Origin of the sequence: Aminobacter sp. NyZ550, assembly GCF_025628925.2 — a bacterium.
Lineage (GTDB): Bacteria > Pseudomonadota > Alphaproteobacteria > Rhizobiales > Rhizobiaceae > Aminobacter > Aminobacter ciceronei.
On the sequence record NZ_CP114190.1, the window covers coordinates 897,864 to 911,327 of the forward strand.

Below are 13,464 nucleotides of genomic sequence, written 5' to 3' on the forward strand. Positions count from 1 at the left end.
TGTAGATATCGGCAAATGTAGGATTTTGGCGCGACATATCACAGGTCTGGCGCTGCGTCACGTTTTGGCGGCCATGCATTTGTGCCGCAGCTTTGCAGTCTGTTAGGCAATGGCTGGGATGCTGGCCCGATGAGCAACATCTTTAACGTTGTCCTGGTGGCGCTCGTCGTCAATCTTGCGGCGTTCGCTGCCTTCTGGCGCGACAAGTATCTGGCCCGCGCCGGCGGCCGGCGCATCCCCGAGAAAACCCTGCTCTGGCTCGCCTTCGCCGGTGGCAGCCTGGGTGCCTTGTCGGCCCAGCACCTGTTCCGACACAAGACCCGCAAGGAGCCGTTCCGATCGCGGCTCTACACAATTGTCATCGCGCATGCGGTCGCCATTGCCGTACTGGCGATCTGGCTGATCGCGCCGCAATGGGCCTCGGGGTTGCTTGATGCGCTGAGCCGGCCGGCCGTGTCTTAGGCCGAAGATGTTTCAGGCGGTTGGGCGGAGCACCAGGCGGTAGCGCTGCTCTGGCCGGCCGCTGCGTTGGTGTGGCACCGGTTCGCCCAGGCGCCGCCAGCCGAGACGTTCGTAAAGCCGGACGGCGCGCTCATTGTCCGAATAGACCGCGAGTTCGGCCGCATCGAAGCCGCGCTCGCGCAGCAGCGCTGCGATGCCGGCCAGCAATTCGACTGCCGCGCCCTTGCCCCAATGGTCCGGGTCGACGCCGAAATAGTGCAGTTCCGCCACGTTGCCATCTCCCGGCATCGGCGCAATGGCACCGAAGGCAACAGCGGTCCCATTGGTGGCCTCGGCGATGGCGAGCAGAGCCCGCTCCGAGCTGGCGAGCACCCGCGAAATGATCGGCCGCGCCTCGTCGAGCGTCGCCACATCAGGATCGTTGTCGCGCACCGCCGTCGCCCGCGCCCAGATGATCGCGGCCCGGTCGAGCTGGCTACTGGTCCCGTCAATGATCCTGTGCATCTGCAGACCCCGGCTCCTGTCGCAAAAAAGCCGGGCGATCGGGCCGCCCGGCTTTCGAAAACCTGTCTTGCGTCTGCGCTTACTTGCAGGTGGTGATCGACGTCAGCGCCGCCGAAATGCCCTTGAGCGAGAAGACGTAATTGGTCGGGTTGCCACGGCCTGATTTGGCCGAGACCTTCATGTCCGAGCCGCCCTTCATGGCGCTGATCAGGGCAGGTTCCTCGGCTGCGTTCTCGACCCAGGCCGACTTTCCCTTGGTGAACATCGAGAACGACTTGTCGCCGATGGTGACGGTGACCTTGGAGTTTTCCTGGAAATTGTAGCCGGCGATGAACTGCGGCTCGAAGGAAACCTTCTGGCCGGGGCGCTGGCTGACGAAGAAGAACATGTCGCCATGGTCGAGCGTCGACGGCTGCTTGTCGGTCGGCACCGTCAGCACGTAGCAGACCTTGCCGTTCTGCGCCTGGTAGCTGTAGGTGCCCCAGGCGTTGTGCTGGCCGATCTTGGTCGCCGACTGGGCGAGCGCCGGCATTGCCGACACTGCAAGCACCAGACCCGAAATTGTAGCTATCAAACCGCGCATCGTTTTTCCTGTAGTTCAAATGGAGCGGGGCAGGCCGACTGCGCGCCCGCCCGTTCGCTTCATTTTGATTTAATCTGGGTTACCAAAGGGTGAATGCTTTTCAGAAAGGACATTCATCGCATGGAACCCCGCCGAACTGCCCATCGTGGACGGGCACCTTGTCCCTGACGTGGTTGAAAACCACGAAAACGGCAAGAGTTTGACTTTTCGTTTCAGGATGAAACAAGCGGGCAGCGCTGTCATTGGTCCTGTGACAGCGCTTCCTTCGCGGCAAGGCGGTGGGCCGGTGTCATGTGCGCCCGGACCGCCGTGATCGCAGCGGTCAGCACGGCGATGTCGTCGGTGAAGCCGAGGCCCAGTATGACATCGGGAATGGTGTCGACCGGCAGGATGAAATAGCCGAGCGCCGCCAACAGGATACCTTTGGCTCGCAGCGGCGTGTCCTTGTCCAGCGCGCAATAATAGGCCGCCACCACCTCTTCCATGAAAGGCACGTGGCGGGCAGCGCGCTTGGCGGTGCGCCAGAACTTCTCGCGCACCTCGGCTTCGCTTGCCGGAGCGCCGTTCACGCCGCCGCGAAAGCTGTCAAAGCCGGGAAACTTCACCATCCAGACAATCTCCTTTGCCCGAACTCTATCTTCTCACGCTTGCCGGAAACCGGTTCCGGTTTCGGTGCCAATGCGCGATCAAAGATGTGGGAAGGTTCGGTCCCCTCTGCAAGATGCCGGCCTCAGGAACCGAAATAGCCGTTCATGCGCTTGGCCAGCTTGAAATCCAGCTCGGTCAGCCCGCCGGCGTCGTGGGTGTTCAGCGTGACGTCGACCGTCTTGTAGACATTCGACCAATCGGGGTGGTGGTCGAGCTGTTCTGCCGCCATGGCGACGCGGGTCATGAAGGCGAAGGCCTCACTGAAGTTCTTGAACACGAAGCTGCGCGACATCGACAACCCGTCGGCGGCGAGTGTCCAGCCGCCGAGCGCGTCGAGCGCTGCCTTCAGCTCCTGCTGTCCAAGTTTCTCTCTGGCCATTTCATGCTCCCGTGATATGCGAAGTGTTCACCAGCATAGCGCGGGATCGATGAGCGAGAAGCCGGTAAAATCAATTCTGTTCGTTTGCCTCGGCAACATTTGCCGTTCGCCCCTTGCCGAAGGTGTGTTTCGGGCCGTGCTCACCGAGCGCGGGCTGGATGGCGAATACACAATCGACTCGGCTGGCACGGGCGGCTGGCACGCGGGTTCGGCCCCGGATCCGCGGTCGATCGCGGTTGCGGCCGAGCATGGCATCGACATCACCGCCCAGCAGGCCCGCAAGGTTGTGGCGCGCGATTTCGAGCGCTTCGACCTGATCCTCGGCATGGATCGCTCCAATGTCGACGATCTCCGGGCGCTTGCGCCGGCGAGCTTGGCCGAGCGTGTCGAGCTTTTCATCGGCCAGGCCGTGGGTGGACCACGCGACGTGCCCGATCCCTATTACGGCGGGGAAGACGGCTTCGCTGCGGTCTACCGCATGATCCGCGACGCTTCGGAGGCGCTTGCCGACCGGCTGGCAGCGCGGGCGTCGACGCCATTCAGCGGCCAGGCTTCCTCGACGATGTAGGGGCCGCCGCCGACCGAGTCGCGCGACGACATCAAGACGAAGCGGCCGACACGGAAGGGCACGGTGGCGAAGTTGCCGCGCGCTGACAGATAGTGTGCGACATCGAGCGGGCTGGTGTTCCTGAGCCGCGCCAGCGTGACATGCGGGGTGAACTTGCGCGGATCCGACGGCAGGCCGAGGCGCTTGCTGATGCGCTCGATTTCGGCCTGCAGCGCGTTCATCTCCGGCGAGGGTGTGACGCCGGCCCAGACCGCGTGCGGCTTTTTCTGCCCGAAGGCGCCGACACCCGAAAGCGTGAGCTGGAAGCTCGGACGGTCGACACGGTCGAGTGCTTCGACGATCTCGTCGGCGACGTGGCCTTCGATGTCGCCGAAGAAACGCAAGGTGAGGTGGTAGTTTTCGACATCGATCCAGCGGGCGCCTGACAGGCCGCCCCTGAGCAGCGACAGCGATAAGGCGGCATCACGCGGAATTTCGAGGGCGGTGAAAAGTCGCGGCATGGCCAGGCTCCCTTCCTCGAATCGCAGTTCGTAGGGCTCAGCGAATCATCGATCGCTGCGCCGGGCAAGCGCTTTGTTCAGCGCCTGCTGTTTCGACCACGCAACGAAATCGGATGTGTTGCAACGATGCATGACGACGTTCATTTGCCGGCAATTGTCTTTTCGACAGTCGGCAGCGCCTTTGCGACCATGCGGTCGATACCTTCTGCTGTCGGGTGCATGCCGTCCTCCAAAAGCAGTTTCGGATCACCGGCGACGCCATCGAGAAAGAACGGATAAAGCGTCACGCCGTACTTCTCGGCCAGCCTCGGATAGATCGTGCCGAATTGTTCGCCATAAGCGTGACCGAGATTTGGCGCCGCAACCATGCCGGCCAGCAGCACCTCGATCTTTCGCTCCCGGAGCCGGGCAAGCATCTTGTCGAGGTTCTGCTCGACGAGCGCCGGGTCGATGCCGCGCAGCATGTCGTTGGCGCCGAGCTCCAGTATGACCAGCTGCGTTCCGTCGGGGACGGACCAGTCGAGCCGCGACAGGCCGCCGCTTGTGGTGTCGCCAGAGACGCCGGCATTGGTAATCACGACATCGTGACCATTGTTGCGTAGCGCCTTTTCGAGCTTTTCGGGAAAGCTCTCGCCGGGATTGAGGCCATATCCGGCCATCAGGCTGTCGCCAAAGCCGACGATCTTGAATGGTTCGGCCCAAACCGGGGCAATGGTCGTGAAAAAGGCAAGAGAGACGGCAAGGAATGCGAAGGTCAGATGTTTCAATGCCATGTTTCAAAACCCATATGACGGAAAAATTCACGCCTCTTCGATTTTCATATAGGACAGATTTGCCGTGACAGAAGCAGTCATCGAACTGAGAGACGTGTCGTTGACGCTTGGGACGGGGGCTTCTTCAGTGCATGTGCTGAAGGGCGTGAGCCTCGATGTCGCCGCCGGCGAGGCCACCGGCATCGTCGGCCCTTCCGGTTCCGGCAAATCGACGCTGCTGATGGTTCTGGCCGGACTCGAACGTGTCGATGGCGGCACGGTCAAGATCGCCGGCGAGCTGCTCAACGGCCGCAGCGAGGACCAGATCGCGGCGTTTCGCGGCCGCAACATCGGCATCGTCTTCCAGTCGTTCCATCTGATCCCCAACATGACCGCGCTGGAAAACGTCGCCGTGCCGCTCGAACTGGCCGGCAAGCGCGACGCCTTTGCCATCGCTGAACGCGAGCTCGCGGCCGTCGGCCTCGCCGACCGCGTCACGCACTATCCGGGCGAGCTTTCGGGCGGCGAACAGCAGCGCGTGGCGATTGCGCGTGCGCTGGCGCCGGAGCCTGCCATCCTCATCGCCGACGAGCCGACAGGCAATCTCGACCAGGCGACAGGGCGGCAGATCGCCGACCTCCTGTTCGCCAAGGCCGCCGAACGCGCCATGACGCTGGTGTTGGTGACGCACGATCCAGCACTCGCCGCGCGCTGCGACCGGCAGGTGGCGATGCGCTCCGGGCGGATCGAGACGGCGACAATTGCGCCTCTGGCCGAGAAAGTCCGGGCATGATTTTCGCTTCTGAGCACCCCCCTCTGGCCTGCCGGCCATCTCCCCCGCAAGGGGGGAGATCAGCCTTCGCCGTCGTCTCAGCCAATATTCGAGGCCGCAAGAACGGCGGCAAGGACGCCGCCTCCAATCTCCCCCCCTGTGGGGGAGATGCCCGGCAGGGCAGAGGGGGGCAACGTAGAGCGCCAGCGTTGCGGAATGAGGCATTCGGATCGCAGGTGCTCCCATGCTGAAGGACCTGCCTCTCGCCTTCCGCTTTGCCGCGCGTGAAATGCGTGGCGGCCTGCGCGGCTTCCTGATCTTCCTGACCTGCATCGCGCTCGGCGTGGCGGCAATCGGCGGCGTCAATTCGGTGGCGCGGGCGATTACCGCCGGCGTTGCCAGCGAGGGTCAGGCGCTGCTCGGCGGCGACATCCGTTTCCAGCTGATCCAGCGCGAGGCGACCGACAAGGAAAAGACCTTCCTCGAAAGCCTCGGCACCGTCTCGCACAATGCCGGCATGCGCTCGATGGCACGGCTGGAAGACGGTTCCGACCAGTCGCTTGTCGAAGCCAAGGCGGTCGACGACGCCTATCCGCTTTACGGCCAACTGGTGACGGAGCCGGCGCTGCCCCGCGCCGAACTCTTTGCCGAGCGCTCGGGCATCTTCGGCGCGGTGGCCCCCGATCTGTTGTTCGAACGGCTCAACCTCAAGCTTGGCGACCGCATCAAGCTCGGCAGCGCGACCTTCGAACTCCGGGCAAAGCTTGTCACCGAGCCTGACGCGGTCTCCGACGGCTTCGGCTTTGCGCCACGCCTGCTGGTGTCGATGGAAGGGTTGAGCACTTCCGGACTGATCCAGCCCGGCAGTCTCGTCGAACACGCCTACAAGCTGCGCATGCCTGTCGGTACCAGCGAAGCCGAAGTGGCTGATGTGCGCGAGCGGGCGAATGCCGAATTCCCCGAGGCTGGCTGGAGCGTGCGGACAAGGACCAATGCCGCGCCGGCATTGTCGGCCAACATCGAACGCTTCACCCAGTTCCTGACGCTGGTCGGCTTGACCTCACTGGTCGTTGGCGGTGTTGGCGTAGCGAATGCCGTGCGCGCCTATCTCGACGGCAAGCGTGGCGTCATTGCCACCTTCAAGAGCCTGGGCGCCTCGGGCGGCTTCGTACTGACAGTTTATCTCATCCAGATCCTGCTTATTGCAGGTCTCGGCATCGCCATCGGCCTGGCGCTCGGCGCGCTGATGCCGTTTGCGGCGAGCGCAGCACTCCAGTCGGTCATCCCGGTGCCGGCCGAAGCCGGCGTCTACCCGGCGGCACTTGCCATGGCCGCTCTGTTCGGCGTCCTGGTGACGCTTGCTTTCGCCATCCTGCCGCTCGGCCGTGCCCGCGACGTGCCGGCCACCGCGCTGTTCCGCGAGATGGGTTTTGAAGGTCGGGGCCTGCCGCGGCTGGTCTACATCGCAACCGCTTTGGGCATCGCCGCCATACTCGCGGCGCTCGCGATCTGGTTCGCCGGCGACCGCCGCATCGCCACCATTTTTGTCGGCGCGACGATCTTTTCGTTTCTGGTGCTGCGCGCCGTAGCCGTTGCGGTGCAGTGGCTGGCGCGGAAAAGCCCGCGTGTGCGCTCGACCGCGCTCAGGCTCGCCGTCGGCAACATCCACCGCCCCGGCGCTTTGACGCCGTCCGTGGTGCTGTCGCTCGGCCTCGGGCTGACGCTTCTCGTCACGCTGGCGCTGATCGACGGCAATCTGCGCCGCCAGATATCAGGCAGCCTGCCGGAGCGGGCGCCGAACTTCTTCTTCGTCGACATCCAGCCTGACCAGGTCGACGACTTTGCCAGGCTGGTTGCGACAGAGGCGCCCGGCGGCAAGCTGGTGCGGGTGCCGATGCTGCGCGGCCGTGTCATGGCGCTCAACGGCACCGACGTGCAGAAACTCAACGTACCGCCGGAAGGCGCCTGGGTGCTGCGCGGCGACCGTGGCCTGACCTATGCCAAGAACCTGCCGGAGAATTCGACGCTGTCGCAAGGCACGTGGTGGCCGGCCGACTATTCGGGCGAGCCGCTGGTGTCATTCTCGGCACAAGAGGCGGGCGAACTCGGCCTCAAGATTGGCGACATGGTCACCGTCAACGTGCTGGGCCGCAACGTCACGGCCAAGATCGCCAATTTCCGCGAAGTGCAGTGGGAATCGATGGGCATCAACTTCGTCATGGTGTTTTCACCCAACACCTTCGCCGGTGCGCCGCACAGCTGGCTGGCGACGCTGACCGAAGACAAGGCTGTCCCTGCCGACGAGGTCAAGATCCTGAACGCGGTGACGCGCAGCTATCCGGCAATCACCACCGTGCGGGTGAAGGACGCGCTCGACGTCGTCAACCGGCTGGTCGCCCAGCTCGGTACTGCGATCCGTGCCGCTGCCGGCGTGGCGCTGATCGCCTCGGTGCTGGTGCTGGCCGGCGCACTTGCCGCCGGCAACCGTGCCCGGGTCCATGACGCGGTCATCCTGAAGACGCTCGGTGCGACGCGGCGGACGTTGATATCGGCGTTTTCGCTGGAATACATGCTGATCGGCCTCGCCACCGCCATCTTCGCGCTCGCCGCCGGCGGGGTCGCGGCCTGGTTCGTCGTCGCGCGAATCATGACGCTGCCATCGTCCTTCCTGCCGGAGGTGGCGGTTGCGACGATCGTCTTTGCCCTGGTGCTGACCGTCGGCTTCGGTCTGGTCGGCACCTGGCGGGTGCTCGGCCACAAGGCGGCGCCGGTGCTGCGCAGCGAATGACGAAATGCCGTTGCGCGGGCTGGACTTCAACGACATTTGTATGAGATTGTGCGCTCACAGCCGGTTTCAAGGCGTTACAGGCCTTGTTTAGGTCTGAAAGAAACATCATATTTCGGCGGAGGCATGCTGGAGTCCCGCCAGCGGCGCCTGGGTCTCGGCCTGACACCCGACGGGGCAGAAGCAACAGAGGAAACCATGTCCGACTTTAGAAACTACCAGACGCGCATGGCGACGGCAGGCAGCCGCACCGACGCGTCGATCGACGAAGGCCTGCGCGCCTACATGCTCAAGGTTTACAACCTTATGGCGCTCGGCCTGGTCATCACCGGTCTTGCAGCGCTGGGCACCATGACGCTGGCGACCACCAACGATCCGGCCACCGCCGTCGCCACGATGGGCAACGGCAAGATGCTGACCAGCCTCGGCGTTGCGCTCTATGGTTCGCCGCTGAAGTGGGTCGTCATGCTGGCTCCGCTCGGCATGGTGTTCTTCCTGAGCGCCCGCATCCAGTCGATGAGCGTTTCCGGCGCGCAGACCGCGTTCTGGGTGTTCGCCGGCCTGATGGGCCTGTCGCTGTCGTCGATCTTCCTGGTCTACACCAGCGCCAGCATCGTCCAGACCTTCTTCATCACCGCGACCGCCTTCGGTGCGCTCTCGCTTGTCGGCTACACGACCAAGCGTGACCTGACCGCCATGGGCACGTTCCTGACCATGGGCGTGATCGGCCTGCTGATCGCGATGGTGGTCAACATCTTCCTGCAGTCGCCGGCCCTGCAGTTCGCCATCTCGGCGATCGGCGTGCTGGTGTTCGCTGGCCTGACCGCCTACGACACGCAGAAGATCAAGGAGATGTATTTCGACGGCGACGACGTGCTCGTCTCCGGCCGCAAGGCGATCATGGGCGCGCTCACGCTCTATCTCGACTTCATCAACCTGTTCTCGTTCCTGCTGTCGTTCCTGGGCAACCGCGAATAATCAGCTGGACCATCAGACTTTCGAAGGGCGGCCAATGGCCGCCCTTTTCATTTGTTCGGAGCTTTGCTCTAATGGAGGCAGAAGAATGGACTGCCTAAAAAATGAGCATGAAGATTCGGCACGCGCTGCCTGACGACCTCGACCGGATCACCGAAATCTATGCCGACGCGGTGCTCAACGGCACGGCGAGCTACGAGCTCGATCCGCCCTCGCGCGCCGAGATGGGTGAGCGCTACGACAGCCTGACGGATGCCGGTTATCCCTACCTCGTCGCCGAGCGCGACGCTGTCATCCTTGGTTATGCCTATGCCGGCCCGTTCCGTGCGCGCCCTGCCTATCGCTTCATCGTCGAGGATTCGATCTATGTTGCGCCGGAAGCCAAGGGCGCCGGCATCGGCAAGGCGCTGATGCAGGCGCTGATCGACGAATCAACTGTTCTCGGCTTTCGACAGATCATCGCCGTCATCGGCGATGGCCATGCCGACAGCGCTTCGGTGCGGCTGCATGAAAGGCTCGGTTTCCATCACACCGGCCGCATGGAAGGCTCCGGCTACAAGCATGGCCGCTGGCTCGACACCGTGTTCATGCAACTGGCGCTGAATGGCGGCGCGACGCTTCCGCCGGATCCGGGCTCGATGCCGGAACGGCGCTTCGTCGCCAAAGGCGGCAAGGGCTGAGCCGTCAGCCGGTGCCGCCGAGAAGCGGCACGAAACGCACGGCCACGAGCGTCTTCCGCGCATAGTCGTTCTCGCCGTTGCGCACGATCTTGACCAATTGCTGGTCGCCGAACGGGCCCAAGGGCATGATCAGCCGTCCGCCTATCGCAAGCTGTTCCTTCCACGCCGACGGCACGGTGCGTGAACCCGCTGCCGAGAGAATGGCGTCGAACGGCGCCTCGGCCTCGCAGCCGGCCGAGCCGTCTCCCGTGATGACTTGCACATTCGCATGGCCGAGCTTGTTCAGCCGAGCCCTGGCGCTGTCGGCCAGCGAAGCAATGCGCTCGATGGTGACGACGCGGCCGGCTAGCCTAGCCATGACGGCCGCCGCATAGCCCGAGCCGGTGCCGATCTCCAGAACCTTGTCGGCACGCTCGAGTTCCGCCGCCCAGGCCATCAGCGCGACGATGTAAGGTTGCGATATCGTCTGGTCGTGGGCGATGGGCAGGGCGGTATCGTCGTAGGCGCGGTCGCGCAGGGCCGTGGGTACGAATTTCTCGCGCGGCACCGCGGCCATGGCCTCCAGCACCGCCGGCTCGGTCAATCCACGCCGGGCGATCTGGTACTCCACCATGTTGAGGCGCGCTGCCCGATAGTCGACCATGGCCTTCCTGCCGTCGCCCCTTTAACCGTCGCGGTTGCGCAAGGTTCCCCTATCAGGGCTGCTTACGCAGCGTCCGCAAGATGGTGCAGCGCGGCGCCTCTTGCTGCATTGCACAAAACGCAAAGCTCCTATGCAATATCAACACTTTAAATCGATACGCAGCGGAGCTAGATATCAGTCATCGAATTTGTCGGGCCTACCTCCTCCCAGGTTTCCGACGAATAGGTCAGCGCCTACCTCCTCCCAGACGCTGGCCACAAATACGACACCCGCCGGACCTCCTCCCCCGGCGGGTGTTGTTTTTTTCAGCCTCCCTCACATCGATGTCAGCTTCGCCGCGCGTACCGCGTGGCGGTGGATCATGTCTGGCCAATTCGCCGGACAGCACGCTCACAGCGATCGCCGATGTGGCGCTGAGGTGGTCGATCAGGCTATAGCCATTGCCAAGCGTCTTGCGGCAAAGGCCGTCGAGAAACGAAGCGATAATGCCCCGCCCGACGACGCGAACACACGCGCAAACGGCCCCGGGGCGGGTGAGGAACGAGGAAAGGAATTCAGCATGAACATGACCAGCGAAACCGCCGCTCTTCTGGAGCGGCTTGGCGTTGCGGCAGCTGCCTTCACCGGCGGCGACCTGATCGTGCGCAGCCCGGTGACGGGCGACCAGATCGGCGCGCTCAAGTCGATCTCATCAGCCGAGGCGGAAGCCGTAATTGCCCGCGCCGATGCCGCCTTCAAAGCCTGGCGCAACGTGCCGGCGCCGAAACGCGGCGAGCTTGTCCGCCTGCTCGGCGAGGAGCTGCGCGCTTCAAAGGCCGATCTCGGCCGCCTGGTCTCGATCGAGGTCGGAAAGATCACCTCCGAGGGCCTCGGCGAAGTCCAGGAGATGATCGACATCTGCGACTTCGCCGTCGGCCTGTCGCGCCAGCTTTATGGCCTGACCATTGCCACCGAGCGTCCCGGCCATCGCATGATGGAAACCTGGCATCCGCTCGGCGTCACAGGCGTCATCTCGGCCTTCAACTTCCCCGTTGCGGTGTGGTCGTGGAATGCAGCCCTGGCCTTCGTCTGCGGCAATTCGGTGGTCTGGAAGCCGTCGGAAAAGACGCCGCTGACCGCCCTTGCCTGCCAGGCGATCTTCGAACGTGCGGCAAAGCGTTTTGGCGCTGATGCGCCCGCAGGCCTGTCGCAGCTTTTGATCGGCGACCGCGCCATCGGCGAGGTGCTTGTCGACCACCCCAAGGTGCCGCTGGTCTCGGCCACCGGCTCGACCCGCATGGGCCGCGACGTCGGCCCGCGTCTGGCCAAACGTTTCGCCCGCGCCATCCTCGAGCTCGGCGGCAACAATGCCGGCATCGTCTGCCCCTCGGCCAATCTCGACATGGCGCTGCGCGCCATCGCCTTCGGCGCCATGGGCACCGCCGGCCAGCGCTGCACCACCATGCGCCGCCTGTTCGTCCATGACAGCGTCTATGACCAGCTCGTGCCGCGGCTGAAGAAGGCCTATCAGAGCGTCTCGGTCGGCAGCCCGCTGGAAAGCTCGGCCCTCGTCGGCCCGCTGATCGACAAGGCCGCCTTCGACGGCATGCAGAAGGCGCTGAAGCACGCGGCCGAGGCCGGCGGCGAGATCACCGGCGGTGCGCGCGTCGACCAGGGCCATGACGGCGCCTATTACGTCAAGCCGGCACTGGTCGAGATGCCTGATCAGACAGGTCCGGTGCTGGAAGAGACCTTCGCACCGATCCTTTATGTGATGAAATATTCCGACTTCGATGCTGTGCTCGACCTGCACAATGCGGTCGGCGCCGGCCTGTCGTCGTCGATCTTCACGCTCGACCTGCAGGAAGCCGAGCGCTTCCTGTCGGTCGAGGGTTCGGACTGCGGCATCGCCAATGTCAACATCGGCACCTCGGGTGCGGAGATCGGCGGCGCGTTCGGCGGCGAGAAGGAGACCGGCGGCGGCCGCGAAAGCGGCTCGGACGCCTGGAAGGCCTATATGCGCCGCGCCACCAACACGGTGAACTACTCCAAGGCGCTGCCGCTGGCCCAGGGCGTCAGCTTCGACATCGACTGAGCAAGCCGACACCGGTTGCGGCGCTGGCATCGGCCACGCCACAGCCGCCGCATGACTTCAGGCGCCGTCCGCAGAAGCGGGCGGCGTCTCCGCTTGCGGTTCAGAGTGTGAGGTCGGGGATTGTCCATCCCGCCAACTCCGCTTGTGCTGCCGGCGCGATGGGCAGAAGCTTGCGCGTTTCCAGGTCGAAGCAGATGGCCACAACCTCCATCGAGCCGAACGGCCTTCCGGAGAACGGGTCGAGCATCCAGTTGACGATGTTCATGGTCCGCCCGTCGACGCGGGCGAGGCCGGAGCGCACCTCCCAGCAGTCGCCGCTTGCGGGCAGGCCGTCCACGCCGATCAGGAACTCGAGTGCTGCGGCACCGAAATGTGGTCCAGTCCTGTCGCTGTGGCGGGCGCAGGCCTCGCGCAGCGGCGTGATGATGTTGCGGACGCTGTCGGCCATGGCGCCGACGAAGGCGTAAGGCAGCATCCTGCCCCAGGGGTCACAGGCCTGATGCGGCACAGCGCCTTGGCCGAGCCGATGCAGGCCGAGTTGTTCGGCCCGCACGCCCGATGCGGATATCATCGTGGGAAGATCGCCTGTGCCACGCGGCATTGCCAGCCTCGGCGTCTCGGTGAGCTCGGTCGCAATATGATTGGCGAAGGTCTCAGGCCATGGCCGCCCGCTGCCGTCCGTCGATGCGACATGATGAAGGCGGATGCGAAAGGTCGCGGCGCAATCATTCGAGGCTGTGTCGAACATCATGGCAACGATGTCGGCCGTGCCGTTGCCTATAGCGGCGAACCCCGCCGAGATGTGCATCGAGCTTCCGGCCCGCGCCTCGCGCAGGAAGCGGATATGCATGGTCCTGACGGCCAATGTCGTCTCCGAGCCGACCGCCAACAGGCGGGGCAGGCCAGACCGGCCGAACAGCATGGTGATGGCCTCCATGCAGCGCGCCACGTAGAAGCGCGTGTTCATATGGCCCATTTCGTCGCATTCCCAGGTGGCGACGCCGCCGCGCCAGACGTCGCGCAACCCCGATATGCCAGCCTTCATGCGTATTCTCCCGCGCTCGACTGCAAGTCGTACCGGTGATGGCAATGAAGGCCATCGTCCGATGCGACGATGGCCGACGGGAGAGACGGGCGTT

General features: G+C 64.3%; 15 protein-coding genes. 7 read left to right on the forward strand and 8 right to left on the reverse strand.

Going from position 1 to position 13,464, the window contains the following annotated elements; genetic code table 11:
• Positions 1-129: 129 nt before the first annotated feature.
• Positions 130-462: a DUF1294 domain-containing protein gene (locus tag N7E70_RS04375; protein WP_182574026.1), complete on the forward strand. Its 333-nt coding sequence runs from the start codon at positions 130-132 to the stop codon at positions 460-462.
• A 12-nt stretch (positions 463-474) separates the two neighbouring features.
• On the opposite strand, the gene N7E70_RS04380 is transcribed toward N7E70_RS04375, so the two are convergent.
• The 4 genes from N7E70_RS04380 to N7E70_RS04395 form a co-directional block, all read right to left on the reverse strand.
• Positions 475-966, reverse strand: coding sequence for a GNAT family N-acetyltransferase (locus N7E70_RS04380; RefSeq protein WP_154386298.1), 492 nt, complete (start codon positions 964-966; stop codon positions 475-477).
• A 79-nt stretch (positions 967-1,045) separates the two neighbouring features.
• Positions 1,046-1,549, reverse strand: coding sequence for an invasion associated locus B family protein (locus N7E70_RS04385; protein ID WP_067956001.1), 504 nt, complete (start codon positions 1,547-1,549; stop codon positions 1,046-1,048).
• Positions 1,550-1,788: 239 nt separating this feature from the next.
• The gene (locus N7E70_RS04390) at positions 1,789-2,157 is read right to left on the reverse strand and encodes a YkvA family protein (RefSeq protein ID WP_154386299.1); all 369 of its coding nucleotides are present in this window, start codon (positions 2,155-2,157) and stop codon (positions 1,789-1,791) included.
• A 122-nt stretch (positions 2,158-2,279) separates the two neighbouring features.
• Positions 2,280-2,576 (reverse strand): 4a-hydroxytetrahydrobiopterin dehydratase, encoded by a 297-nt coding sequence (locus N7E70_RS04395; protein WP_067956005.1) that lies wholly within the window; start codon positions 2,574-2,576, stop codon positions 2,280-2,282.
• A gap of 49 nt (positions 2,577-2,625) precedes the next feature.
• Here N7E70_RS04395 and N7E70_RS04400 point away from each other — a divergent pair, with 49 nt between their 5' ends.
• Positions 2,626-3,144 carry a low molecular weight protein-tyrosine-phosphatase gene (locus tag N7E70_RS04400; RefSeq protein WP_067956006.1) on the forward strand — a complete coding sequence of 173 codons (519 nt, stop codon included), beginning with the start codon at positions 2,626-2,628 and terminating at the stop codon, positions 3,142-3,144.
• On the opposite strand, the gene thpR is transcribed toward N7E70_RS04400, so the two are convergent.
• Together thpR and N7E70_RS04410 are read right to left on the reverse strand one after the other, a co-directional pair.
• Complete coding sequence (gene thpR, locus N7E70_RS04405; RefSeq protein ID WP_067956007.1) at positions 3,048-3,644, reverse strand: RNA 2',3'-cyclic phosphodiesterase; 597 nt, start codon at positions 3,642-3,644, stop codon at positions 3,048-3,050. The genes N7E70_RS04400 and thpR overlap by 97 nt on opposite strands.
• 140 nt (positions 3,645-3,784) lie before the next feature.
• Positions 3,785-4,417 (reverse strand): arylesterase, encoded by a 633-nt coding sequence (locus N7E70_RS04410; RefSeq protein WP_263005636.1) that lies wholly within the window; start codon positions 4,415-4,417, stop codon positions 3,785-3,787.
• A 64-nt stretch (positions 4,418-4,481) separates the two neighbouring features.
• Here N7E70_RS04410 and N7E70_RS04415 point away from each other — a divergent pair, with 64 nt between their 5' ends.
• From N7E70_RS04415 to N7E70_RS04430, 4 genes are all read left to right on the forward strand, one after another.
• Positions 4,482-5,189: an ABC transporter ATP-binding protein gene (locus N7E70_RS04415; RefSeq protein WP_182574022.1), complete on the forward strand. Its 708-nt coding sequence runs from the start codon at positions 4,482-4,484 to the stop codon at positions 5,187-5,189.
• Between the two features lie 223 nt (positions 5,190-5,412).
• Positions 5,413-7,956, forward strand: coding sequence for an ABC transporter permease (locus N7E70_RS04420; protein ID WP_263005637.1), 2,544 nt, complete (start codon positions 5,413-5,415; stop codon positions 7,954-7,956).
• A gap of 195 nt (positions 7,957-8,151) precedes the next feature.
• A complete protein-coding gene (locus N7E70_RS04425) occupies positions 8,152-8,931 on the forward strand; it encodes a Bax inhibitor-1/YccA family protein (protein ID WP_154386301.1) in 780 nt (259 codons plus the stop codon).
• Positions 8,932-9,032: 101 nt separating this feature from the next.
• Entirely contained in the window at positions 9,033-9,608 is a 576-nt protein-coding gene (locus N7E70_RS04430) for a GNAT family N-acetyltransferase (protein ID WP_263005638.1), read from the forward strand.
• Positions 9,609-9,612: 4 nt separating this feature from the next.
• Here N7E70_RS04430 and N7E70_RS04435 read toward each other — a convergent pair whose 3' ends face one another.
• Entirely contained in the window at positions 9,613-10,251 is a 639-nt protein-coding gene (locus N7E70_RS04435; RefSeq protein WP_263005639.1) for a protein-L-isoaspartate(D-aspartate) O-methyltransferase, read from the reverse strand.
• A gap of 559 nt (positions 10,252-10,810) precedes the next feature.
• Between N7E70_RS04435 and amaB the strand changes: the two genes are divergently transcribed.
• Entirely contained in the window at positions 10,811-12,325 is a 1,515-nt protein-coding gene (gene amaB / locus N7E70_RS04440; protein WP_263005640.1) for an L-piperidine-6-carboxylate dehydrogenase, read from the forward strand.
• Positions 12,326-12,425: 100 nt separating this feature from the next.
• Here the strand turns inward: amaB and N7E70_RS04445 are convergent, their stop codons facing one another.
• Positions 12,426-13,370: a thioesterase family protein gene (locus N7E70_RS04445; RefSeq protein ID WP_067956018.1), complete on the reverse strand. Its 945-nt coding sequence runs from the start codon at positions 13,368-13,370 to the stop codon at positions 12,426-12,428.
• Positions 13,371-13,464 lie beyond the last annotated feature (94 nt).

Bases quoted from the DNA above. Each gene is read 5' to 3' on its own strand.
- N7E70_RS04375 (WP_182574026.1), top strand. From the start codon at position 130: ATGAGCAACATCTTTAACGTTGTCCTGGTGGCGCTCGTCGTCAATCTT.
- N7E70_RS04380 (WP_154386298.1), bottom strand. From the start codon at position 966: ATGCACAGGATCATTGACGGGACCAGTAGCCAGCTCGACCGGGCCGCG.
- N7E70_RS04385 (WP_067956001.1), bottom strand. From the start codon at position 1,549: ATGCGCGGTTTGATAGCTACAATTTCGGGTCTGGTGCTTGCAGTGTCG.
- N7E70_RS04390 (WP_154386299.1), bottom strand. From the start codon at position 2,157: ATGGTGAAGTTTCCCGGCTTTGACAGCTTTCGCGGCGGCGTGAACGGC.
- N7E70_RS04395 (WP_067956005.1), bottom strand. From the start codon at position 2,576: ATGGCCAGAGAGAAACTTGGACAGCAGGAGCTGAAGGCAGCGCTCGAC.
- N7E70_RS04400 (WP_067956006.1), top strand. From the start codon at position 2,626: ATGAGCGAGAAGCCGGTAAAATCAATTCTGTTCGTTTGCCTCGGCAAC.
- thpR (WP_067956007.1), bottom strand. From the start codon at position 3,644: ATGCCGCGACTTTTCACCGCCCTCGAAATTCCGCGTGATGCCGCCTTA.
- N7E70_RS04410 (WP_263005636.1), bottom strand. From the start codon at position 4,417: ATGGCATTGAAACATCTGACCTTCGCATTCCTTGCCGTCTCTCTTGCC.
- N7E70_RS04420 (WP_263005637.1), top strand. From the start codon at position 5,413: ATGCTGAAGGACCTGCCTCTCGCCTTCCGCTTTGCCGCGCGTGAAATG.
- N7E70_RS04425 (WP_154386301.1), top strand. From the start codon at position 8,152: ATGTCCGACTTTAGAAACTACCAGACGCGCATGGCGACGGCAGGCAGC.
- N7E70_RS04430 (WP_263005638.1), top strand. From the start codon at position 9,033: ATGAGCATGAAGATTCGGCACGCGCTGCCTGACGACCTCGACCGGATC.
- N7E70_RS04435 (WP_263005639.1), bottom strand. From the start codon at position 10,251: ATGGTCGACTATCGGGCAGCGCGCCTCAACATGGTGGAGTACCAGATC.
- amaB (WP_263005640.1), top strand. From the start codon at position 10,811: ATGAACATGACCAGCGAAACCGCCGCTCTTCTGGAGCGGCTTGGCGTT.
- N7E70_RS04445 (WP_067956018.1), bottom strand. From the start codon at position 13,370: ATGAAGGCTGGCATATCGGGGTTGCGCGACGTCTGGCGCGGCGGCGTC.